The following is a 9266-nucleotide window of genomic DNA, read 5'->3' on the forward strand; positions in this document are numbered from 1 at the left end:
TCAGAGAGAGGGTCACCCCTTGGTCGCGCCGCCGGTGAGGCCCTTCACGAACTGCTTTTGCAGCGCCAGGTAGAAGATCAGCACCGGCAGGGTCGCCAGGAACATCAGGGCGAACACGCTCCCGAGGTCCGCCTGGTACTGGCCGATCGAGCGGTAGATCCCGGTCGTGACCGTGGTGCCCTGACTGGGGCCGAGGATGATCAGCGGATCGATGAAGTCGTTCCAGATCCACACCCCGAGGAAGATCAGCACACTCGCCGTCGCCGGGCGCAGCAGCGGGAACACGATCCGCCAGAACACCTGCGCCCGGCTCGCCCCGTCGAGCAGCGCGGCTTCTTCGAGTTCGACCGGCACCCCGCGGATGAACCCGGTGAACACGAAGACCCCGAACGGCACGTAGTACCCGACGTTGAACAGCACCAGACCCTGCAGTGTCGCCATCATCCCGGTCAGCCGCAGCACCTCGGTGACCGGGATGAGGATCACCTGCGGCGGGATCATCAAGCCCGCCAACAGGATCAGCGCGAGCACCTTGGTCCACCGTTTGCCGGAGCGCGCCAGGTAGTGGCCGAGCATGGCCGAAAGCACCGTCAGCACGATGATCGACAACAACGTGACGAGCAGGCTGTTCGCCAGGCTCACCCAGAACAGGCCGTCGGGCCGGGTGAGCACGGCGTGGATGTTGGCAGGCGTCGGTGGCAGCGGGACCGACGCCGGCTCCTGGGCGATCAGGTCGCCGGGTTTGAAGACGTTGACGAGCACGTAGTACAGCGGCACGAAGAAGAGCGCGCTCGCCAGGATCGCCGCGGCGGGCCGGAGCCATGAACGCCGTGCACCGTCCACTGTGGTCACAGGTCGACCTCCCGCCGCCGCAGGAAACGCAGCACGACCGTGGTCAGTGTCGCGACGATCACCAGCATCACCACGGCCATCGCGGACGCGTAGCCGACGTGGTTCGCGTCGAGCCCGGTGGCGAGGACGTTGAACGCGATCGTGGCGGTGGTCCCTGAACCCGGCCCGCCGTTGGTGACGACCTTGACGTAGTCGTAGGTCTTGAACGCCGAGATCAGCAGCACGACGGTGTTGATCGTCAGTGACGGTGCGAGCAGCGGCCAGGTCACCGCGCGGAACCGCCGGACGGGTCCGGCCCCGTCGATCTCGGCGGCTTCCAGCAGTTCTGCCGGGACACCCTGCAGGCCCGCGAGGTACACGACCACGCAGAATCCCAGCATCTGCCAGCAGACGATCGACGCGACCGAGTACAACGCGAGATCCGGGTCCGAAAGCCAGCCAGGCGGCCGTTCGACACCGAACGCGCGGAGGAGGCCATTGACCGGACCCCGGTCGTCCAGCAGTTTCGTCCAGATGATGCTGACCACGACCGAGCTGAGGATCACGGGTGTGAAGAACACGCTCCGCAAAACGTTGTACAGCCAGCCTTTCCGGTCGAGCAGCAGGGCGACGCCGAGGCCGAGCAGGTTCGGCACGACCACCACGATCACGGTCAGGATCGTCGTGACCTTGAGCGCCGTCAGGAATTGTTCGTCCTGGAAGAGCAGCTTGTAGTTCTCGAGACCCACGAACCGCGAAGGCGGGTTGAACGGGTTGTGGTTCGTCAAGCTGTAGCCGAAGCTGATGAGGATCGGCGCCATCACGAAGCAGAGATAGATGACGACACCGGGAGCGCCGAACGAGGCGAAATGCCACACCCGCGGCAGGATCGGTTTTCTCCCCATCGCGCGTCAGCGCGCCTTCGCCCACTCGGCGTCCAGGAACGCGCACGCGTCGGCCACCGCTTTGCGGCCGGTGATGACGTCCTGTGCGGCCTGGTAGACCTTGTCCTTCATCCCCGGCAGGAGCCCGTCGTCCGCGGTCTCCCAGCTGAAGGCGTTCACGATCACGTTCTTCTCGACGGCTTCCCGGTAGAGGTCGTAGCCCGCCTTGAACACCGGGCCGACGTCGGACGGTGGCGTGTAACCCTTGATCGCGGGGAACAGGCCGTCGGCCTTGACCGAGGCGTCGATCTGCTCCTTGTCGAGCTGGAACGCGAGTGCGAACTTCCTGGCGGCGTCGAGCTTCGGTGACTTGGCGTTCACGACGATGCCGCCGCCGGTGTAGGCGGGGACGACGAGTTTCCCGTCCTCGGAAGGGAAGTTGAAGACGCCGATCTCGAACGACGGCTTCTTGGCGTCGGCGCTGGCGGCGAACCAGTTGCCCATCGGGTACATCGCGCCCTCGCCGTTGAGGAAGGCGGCTTCGGTCGCCGAGTAGTCCCGCGAGACCTGTGTCTTGTCGAGGTAGCCCTTGGCGACCAGATCGGCGAACTTGCCGAACGCCCGCTGGAAGGCCGGATCGGTGAACTTGACCTTGTCGGCACGCCGCTGGGAAAGCCAGTCCGGGGTTTTTCCGTAGACGTCGACGCTGACCAGGCCGTCCAGCAGCATCGCGGACGGGAACCCTTCCTTGCCGCCGCCGATGGTGAACGGCGTGATGCCCTTCGCCTTCAGTTTCTCCGCCGCGGCGAGGAGATCCGCCCAGGTCGCCGGGGCCGCGCTGATCCCCGCGTCGGCGAAGAGCTTCTTGTTGTAGTAGATCGGCGGGATGGTCTGGGTGTTGGCGGGTAACTGGTGGTGCCCGCCCTTGATCGGGTTGGCGCCGGGGAACTGGAAGTCCTTGAGCTCCTCGGGCGTCCACGCGTAGAGGTTGCCCGATTCGGCGAACCCGGCCGAGTCGACGGCTATCGCGACGTCAGGGAACTGGCCGGACTGCAGCAGCTGCTTGGCGTATCCGGTGCGGTCGGTCGACGGCGCGACCAGTTTCTTCACGCTGAGACCGGGATTGCGGTCCGTCACGCGTTTGATGGCGGCGTCCCAATAGGACGGTGGAAGGTTCGGTGTCTCGAAGGTCAGGAAAGAGATCTCGCTACCGGACGCGCTCGTCCCGCCGCCCACGGTGCAGCCGGTGAGACTCGCCGCGATGAGCAGCGCCGCTCCCCACGCGAAGGATCTTCTCATCCCCGGCCACCCTTCTCGCGACGATGCGCGGCGTCTCCTGGACGTCGGCATTCGATCGGATGTCTAGGGGGATGTCAAGCAGGTTGACGGCGGGAAAAGGGTTCAAAACGGACGATACATCTGACCTATCGGGGCGCTCAGAGCTTCGTCAGCCGGATCACCGTGCTCGCGAAATCACCGGCCGGAAGCCCGGGGAACAGGCCGTGTGCCTGCAGTGCGGCGCCGTGCCATACCTTTCCGGTGTCCTCGTCGCGGTACCGGCCGGCGGAGTCGAGGCCGTCGAGCCGGACCGGTCGTTCAGGAGCGTGGAAATGTGCCGCTTGCCGGAACACGAACACGACCGCGCGCCCGCCGTCGGCCGCCACGTACTGCAGTGCCGAGACGCCGTCGGTGGACGGCGGCACGAGCCGGTAGAGCCTCCCGTGCTGGACGACGGGCCGGATCTCCTTGTACAGCGCGATCTGTTCGCGGGCGTAGGCGAGGGCCTCGTCCGGCCACTTGACGATGTCGCCGCCGATGCCGAGCACCCCCGCCATGGCGACGTGGAACCGGAAACGCAGCGGGGTGGAGCGCTGCGTGACGAAGTTGGGGTCGTCGGTGACCCACGCCGACATCGCGCGGGTCGGATACACCTGTCCGTAACCGTGTTGGATGACGAGCCTGTCGAGCGCGTCGGTGTTGTCGGAGGTCCAGACCTGGTCCGTCCTGGCCATGACCCCGAAGTCGATCCGGCCGCCACCACCGCTGCACGCCTCGATCCGCAGTCCGGGATGCCCGGCGCGCAGGCGGTCCATGATCGCGTAGACCGCGCGCGTGTGCTCCACCCACAGCCGGTCCGGAGCACTTTCGGCCGGCCAGCCCGCCTCGGTGAACGGGCGGTTCATGTCCCATTTCAGGAAGTCGATCCCGTGCTCGCCGACAAGCGCGTCGAGCCAGCCGAACGCCCACTCCGCGACGTCCGGCCGGGCGAAGTTGAGCACCAGCTGGTTCCGCAGTTCCGATCGTGTCCGATGTGGATGATGCAGGACCCAGTCCGGCCGCTCGCGATAGAGGGCGCTGTCCGGGTTGACCATTTCCGGCTCGACCCAGATCCCGAACTTCATGCCGAGCCGTCGTACCTCGTCGATCAGCGGTTTGAGGCCGTCGGGGAACTTGTCGTGGTTGACGGACCAGTCACCGAGCCCGGCCCGGTCGTCGCTCCGGGCACCGAACCAGCCGTCGTCCATCACGAACAGTTCGACACCGAGCGCCGCGGCTTTCTCCGCCAGCGCGCGCTGTCCGGCCTCGGTGACGTCGAATCCCGTCGCTTCCCACGAGTTGTAGAGCACCGGGCGGAGTTCACCGGGGCGGGGAAGGACATGGCCCAGGGTGTACGCGTGCCATGCGCGGCTCGCGGCGCCGAACCCGCCTTCGCTGTACAACCCGGCGAAGACGGGCGTGGTGAGCGTGTCGCGGGGCGCGAGGCGGTGCACGACGCCGTCCTGGCCGAAGCCGCCGGTCACGGTGAGGCGGCCGGTGGACGAGCGGGTGGTGGTGATACGCCACGAACCGCTCCACGCGAGGGCGGCACTGTAGACCTCGCCGTACCGCTCGGTCGCTTCGCCGTCGTCGATCATCACCCACGGATTGGCGTGGTGACTGGTGATGCCGCGCCTGCTGCCGAAGGTGGTCTCGCCGTGGGGGACCGGCTCCCGGAGCAGCTGGCTCTCCGCGGCCCAGCGGCCGGTGACATGGCTGATCCGGTAGTCCGGCCGGACGGGTACGACCCAGCTCGCCGAGTCGGCGCGGATGACCTCGATCGGGTCGTCCGCGCCGTCGTGGGTGAGTTCGGTCCAGCGCTCGACGACGTCGGTGCCGGACGGGACGCGATAACCGAGCGTGATTCGCAAGGGATAGTGGCGGTCGCGGAAATGGACCTTCAGCAGCCCGCCGTCGATGTCGTGGGAGAGGTACCGCCATTCGAGGGCGCGGGTCCCGTCGGCGAACCGGATCTGGAGGGCGGGGGTCCAGTGGCGGGTGCCGCCGTCGGCGGCGAGTTCGTCGAGTCCCTCGTTGGGATCGTTGAAGGAATCCCAGCGTGCCTTGGTCTCGGGAAGGACGTCGGCGAGCTGTTCCAAGGTGAGCGGCGGCCCCCAGTGGACGTGACCGGGCGTGTCGTCCTCGGCCAGTCTCAGCGCGTAGCTCGTGGCCACCGTGCGGATGAGCCAGGAACGGGTGCTGTCGTCGAAAACGATCTCGGTCACGGCGCCATCCTGGCCCGGATCGTGGTGCGGGCCAAGAGGCAGTCCGTCGAAGCCTCTCAGCCGCCGACCTTCGCGATCGCCACGATGTTCTCCGGCCGCACCCGCACCAGGACCTTCCCCGGTGACGTCGCGTAGGCCAGCCAGCCGTCGATCGTCTCCTGCCCGGCGTCGCCGAGGTAACGTTCGGCGATCGGCCTCGAACCGCGGCGGATCTCTTCGGGATCGGTGACGATCTCCGCGACACCCTCCACACTCACGAACGAGTACGGGGGCAGCGGATCGTCGACGACCACCGAAACGCGGGGGTTCTCCTTGAGCGCCCTGCCTTTGACGGTGTCAGCGCCCAGGTTGACCAGGATGTCGTCCCCGTCGACGGCGAACCAGACCGGGACGGCGTGCGGCCGCCCGTCCGGGCGGACCGTCGCGAAGACGGCGGTGCGGGTGCCTTCGGCGAGAAAGGCGCGGCGCTGTTCGTCGGTCATCTTCTCCGGCATGACGTCATCCCTCCAGCATGGTGTCCAGGCCGAAGGCCGGGAACAGGTGGCTGTCGAACGTGGTGAACTCGGCGGCCTTGCCGTCGACGACGTGTACGAGGTCGAGTTTGAAGGCGCGGAACGCGGCGTCCCCGGGACGCCTCAGGTAGGAAGCGAACGCGGGCATCCGGTTGGCGTCGACCGCGACGGCACGCCATTCGCCCATCTCCTCGGCGATCCTGCCGTGCCTGGCGAGGTGTTCGAGCCCGATGTAGCAGTTGGGCTCCGGCGGCATGGTGACCCGGACGTCGTCGCGGACCAGTTCGCCCAGCGAGGCGAAATCCCCGCGGTCGTGTGCCTCGATGAGCCGCCGGACCAGCGCGCGTTCCTCCTCGGACGGGGCCGCCGCCGTCCATTCGCCGCGCTGCCGCGGAAGGCGTTCGCGCAGGGTCGCCCGGCCGCGCTGCAGGGCGCTGTTCGCGGCGGGGACCGAGAGATCCAGCAAAGTGGCGGTTTCGGCGGCCGCCCAGCCGAGCACGTCGCGCAGGATCAGCACCGCGCGTTGCCGCGGCGGCAGCATCTGCAGGACCGCGAGAAAGGCGAGTTCGATGGTCTCCCTGGCGACGGCGAGGGCGTGGGGCTCGCCGTCGGGCGGCGCGATCTCGTCCAGCAAGCGGTCCGGATACGGCTGGATCCACGGGACTTCGGCGAAGGAGCGCAGCGACGGCACCTGGCGCTCGCTCTTGCGGATCGCGTCGAGGCAGGCGTTGGTGGCGATCCGGTACAGCCACGCGCGGAAGTTCCCGCCGTCGAAGGTGTCAAGTCCGCGCCAGGCGTTGATCAGCGCTTCCTGGACGACGTCTTCCGCCTCGTCGAACGAGCCGAGCATCCGGTAGCAGTGGACGTGCAGTTCCCTTCGGTGCCGCGCGGTGAGCGCGGCGAAGGCGGTTTCGTCCCCCGCCTTCGCCGCGGCGACCGTTCCGTCCGTTTCGGTGCTGGTCATGGCGCCTCCCATCGAGTGTTCTTACCCGATGTAACGGCGCCTTTCGCGAGAACTCATCGGTCCCGCGATGAGTTTTTTCTCCGGTCCTGGAAACCGCGGGTCAGGGGCGTGCGGTGAGATATCCGCCCATGGTGCGGAAGTACTCGGTCGCGGCCAGTTCGGTGCCGTCCTCGGTCCGGACCCGCTCGATGACGAGCCCGTGCGAGCGGCCGCGACGGGATTCGGGGCCGGCGACGATCACGACACCCTCACCTTCACGGATGAAGATCCGCCCCGGGGTTCCGCCGTAGCGGCCCACCGACACCGAGGAGCGGACGACGCGCAGCGGCTTCCCGCGGTGGTAGGTGAAGGCGTTGGGATACGGGTCGGACTGCGCCCGCACCAGCCGCTCGATCTCGTCGGCGGGCCAGGACCAGTCGATGAGGCTGTCCTGGAGGGCGCGTTTGTGGAAGAAGCTGGCCTTCGACCGGTCCTGGGTGACCGGGGTGAAGTTCCCGCTCGCGATCAGCTCGATGGCCTCGGTGGTGATCGGGGCGATGAGGTCGACCGTCCGGTGGAAGAGGTCGGTTGTCGTGTCCTTGGGCCCGACGGGGACCGACCGCTGCAGCACGATGTCACCCGCGTCGAGGTCGGCGTCCATCAGGTGGGCGGTGACGCCCACCTCGGGTTCGCCGTTGATGAGCGCCCAGATGAGCGGGGAGAAACCGGCGTAGGCGGGCAGCAGGGAGTCGTGCACGTTCAGGGTGCCGTGGCGCGGCATCTCGAAGATCTCGGGCGGCAGCCAGGTGCGCCAGTTGTTGGCGACGATCAGGTCGAGATCGGCTTCCTTCAGCTCCGCGAGCAGTTCGGCGTCGTCGGGACGCTGCCGCAGCAGGGCCCGGATCCCATTGGCCTCGGCGAGGTCGGCGACGGAATCGGACCAGATCTTCTCGTAGGCATGGTCGCTCTTCGGGTGGGTGACGACGAGGGCGACTTCGTGACCCGCGTCGATCAACGCCCGCAGGGTGCGGTGTCCCCAGGTCTGGTATCCGAACATGGCGACCCGCATGGGACCGGCCTCCTCCTGGTCGAGGGATGAATATCACCACTGAAAGTACTAGTTGAGCCTCACCTAACTTAGGTTAGGGTTCCCTGGTCTTTGTTAGAAGTACCGAGATGCGGCTGAGCCGCGCAAGGGGTTCAAAAGATGGCACGAGCACTGGTCGGTGAACGGGTTCCGGTCTACGACGTGGTCGGGGTCGGGTTCGGGCCGTCGAACCTGGCGCTCGCGATCGCCGTCGCCGAACACAACGCCGCGCCAGGGGCCGAGACCGTCACGGCCCACTTCCTCGAGCGCCAGGTCCGGTTCGGCTGGCACCGCGGGATGTTGCTCGACAACGCCACCATGCAGGTCTCCTTCCTCAAGGACCTCGCGACGATGCGGAACCCGACGAGCTCGTTCAGCTTCCTGTCGTATCTGCACAGCAGGGACAGGCTGGTCGATTTCATCAACCACAAGAACCTGTTCCCGCTGCGGATCGAGTTCCACGACTACTTCGAGTGGGCGGCCGCCAAGGTCGACGACGTGGTCTCCTACGGCACCGAGGTCCTCTCGGTCACGCCGGTCTTCGACGGCGACCTAATCGTGTTCTTCGACGTCCACGCCCGCACCGGCGGCGAACTGGTGAACCTGCGTGCCCGCAACCTGGTGATGGGCACCGGACTGCGGCCGAATCTGCCCGCAGGGGTCACACCGGGTACCCGGATCCTGCACAACAGCGAACTGCTGCACCGCGTCGAGGGGATGGCCGCCGAGGAGCCGCGCCGGTTCGTCGTCGTCGGCGCCGGGCAGAGTGCCGCCGAGGTCAGCGCGCTGCTGCACGACCGCTTCCCGCAGGCCGAGGTGTGCGCGGTCTTCGCGCGCTACGGCTACAGCCCGGCCGACGACAGCGCGTTCGCCAACCGGATCTTCGACCCCGAAGCGGTCGGTCGGTTCTACGCGGCACCGGACGAGGTCAAGGAACGGCTGATGCGCTATCACGGCGCGACCAACTATTCGGCCGTGGACATCGACCTGATCGACGAGCTGTACCGCCGCGTCTATCGCGAAAAGGTGCAAGGAGTCGAACGCCTGAAGCTGATCAACGTCTCCCGGCCCACCGAAGTCGTCGACACCGGCTCCGGGGTCCGGGTCACCATCGAAGCGCTGGAGACCGGCGAGCGGACCCGGCTCGACGCCGATTTCGTGGTGTACGCGACCGGGTACAGCCCGGCGGACCCGACCCCGTTGCTCGGCGAGCTCGCCTCCGCGTGCGCGCGCGACGACGAGGGCAGGCTGCGGGTCGAACGTGACTACCGGATCGTCACCGAGCCGCCGCTGGACGGCGGGATCTACCTCCAGGGCGGTACCGAGCACACGCACGGCATCACGTCGTCGCTGCTGTCCAACACCGCGGTCCGGGTCGGCGAGATCCTCCAGTCCATTGTGGACCGGAGGGGGACCGGCGCGTCCCGGCCCGAGTACGCGGTGACCGGCTTCAGCCCCGCTTGACCC

General features: G+C 67.5%; 8 protein-coding genes. 1 reads left to right on the forward strand and 7 read right to left on the reverse strand.

Annotated elements, in window-relative coordinates; translation table 11 throughout:
• Positions 1 to 12: 12 nt before the first annotated feature.
• From AVL48_RS01040 to AVL48_RS01070, 7 genes are all read right to left on the reverse strand, one after another.
• Positions 13 to 852, reverse strand: coding sequence for a carbohydrate ABC transporter permease (locus tag AVL48_RS01040; RefSeq protein WP_061982912.1), 840 nt, complete (start codon positions 850 to 852; stop codon positions 13 to 15).
• Positions 849 to 1736 carry a carbohydrate ABC transporter permease gene (locus AVL48_RS01045; RefSeq protein ID WP_244162430.1) on the reverse strand — a complete coding sequence of 296 codons (888 nt, stop codon included), beginning with the start codon at positions 1734 to 1736 and terminating at the stop codon, positions 849 to 851. The genes AVL48_RS01040 and AVL48_RS01045 overlap by 4 nt, the downstream gene beginning before the upstream one ends.
• 6 nt (positions 1737 to 1742) lie before the next feature.
• The gene (locus tag AVL48_RS01050; RefSeq protein WP_061982910.1) at positions 1743 to 3014 is read right to left on the reverse strand and encodes an ABC transporter substrate-binding protein; all 1272 of its coding nucleotides are present in this window, start codon (positions 3012 to 3014) and stop codon (positions 1743 to 1745) included.
• Between the two features lie 137 nt (positions 3015 to 3151).
• Positions 3152 to 5257: an alpha-galactosidase gene (locus AVL48_RS01055; protein ID WP_061982909.1), complete on the reverse strand. Its 2106-nt coding sequence runs from the start codon at positions 5255 to 5257 to the stop codon at positions 3152 to 3154.
• 56 nt (positions 5258 to 5313) lie between these two features.
• Positions 5314 to 5751: a PPOX class F420-dependent oxidoreductase gene (locus tag AVL48_RS01060; protein ID WP_061982908.1), complete on the reverse strand. Its 438-nt coding sequence runs from the start codon at positions 5749 to 5751 to the stop codon at positions 5314 to 5316.
• A gap of 4 nt (positions 5752 to 5755) precedes the next feature.
• Positions 5756 to 6733, reverse strand: coding sequence for an RNA polymerase subunit sigma-70 (locus tag AVL48_RS01065; RefSeq protein WP_244162429.1), 978 nt, complete (start codon positions 6731 to 6733; stop codon positions 5756 to 5758).
• 100 nt (positions 6734 to 6833) lie between these two features.
• Positions 6834 to 7781: a methionyl-tRNA formyltransferase gene (locus tag AVL48_RS01070; RefSeq protein WP_061982906.1), complete on the reverse strand. Its 948-nt coding sequence runs from the start codon at positions 7779 to 7781 to the stop codon at positions 6834 to 6836.
• A gap of 138 nt (positions 7782 to 7919) precedes the next feature.
• Here AVL48_RS01070 and AVL48_RS01075 point away from each other — a divergent pair, with 138 nt between their 5' ends.
• Positions 7920 to 9263, forward strand: a complete 1344-nt coding sequence (locus tag AVL48_RS01075; protein ID WP_061982905.1) for a lysine N(6)-hydroxylase/L-ornithine N(5)-oxygenase family protein — start codon at positions 7920 to 7922, stop codon at positions 9261 to 9263.
• Positions 9264 to 9266: the final 3 nt, after the last annotated feature.

It is taken from the genome of Amycolatopsis regifaucium (assembly GCF_001613935.1).
In the GTDB taxonomy this organism is placed as follows: domain Bacteria; phylum Actinomycetota; class Actinomycetes; order Mycobacteriales; family Pseudonocardiaceae; genus Amycolatopsis; species Amycolatopsis regifaucium.

What these genes read in the sequence shown, in the direction of transcription:
- AVL48_RS01045 (WP_244162430.1), bottom strand. Translation starts at nt 1,736, where the DNA reads ATGGGGAGAAAACCGATCCTGCCGCGGGTGTGGCATTTCGCCTCGTTC.
- AVL48_RS01050 (WP_061982910.1), bottom strand. Translation starts at nt 3,014, where the DNA reads ATGAGAAGATCCTTCGCGTGGGGAGCGGCGCTGCTCATCGCGGCGAGT.
- AVL48_RS01060 (WP_061982908.1), bottom strand. Translation starts at nt 5,751, where the DNA reads ATGCCGGAGAAGATGACCGACGAACAGCGCCGCGCCTTTCTCGCCGAA.
- AVL48_RS01065 (WP_244162429.1), bottom strand. Translation starts at nt 6,733, where the DNA reads ATGACCAGCACCGAAACGGACGGAACGGTCGCCGCGGCGAAGGCGGGG.
- AVL48_RS01070 (WP_061982906.1), bottom strand. Translation starts at nt 7,781, where the DNA reads ATGCGGGTCGCCATGTTCGGATACCAGACCTGGGGACACCGCACCCTG.
- AVL48_RS01075 (WP_061982905.1), top strand. Translation starts at nt 7,920, where the DNA reads ATGGCACGAGCACTGGTCGGTGAACGGGTTCCGGTCTACGACGTGGTC.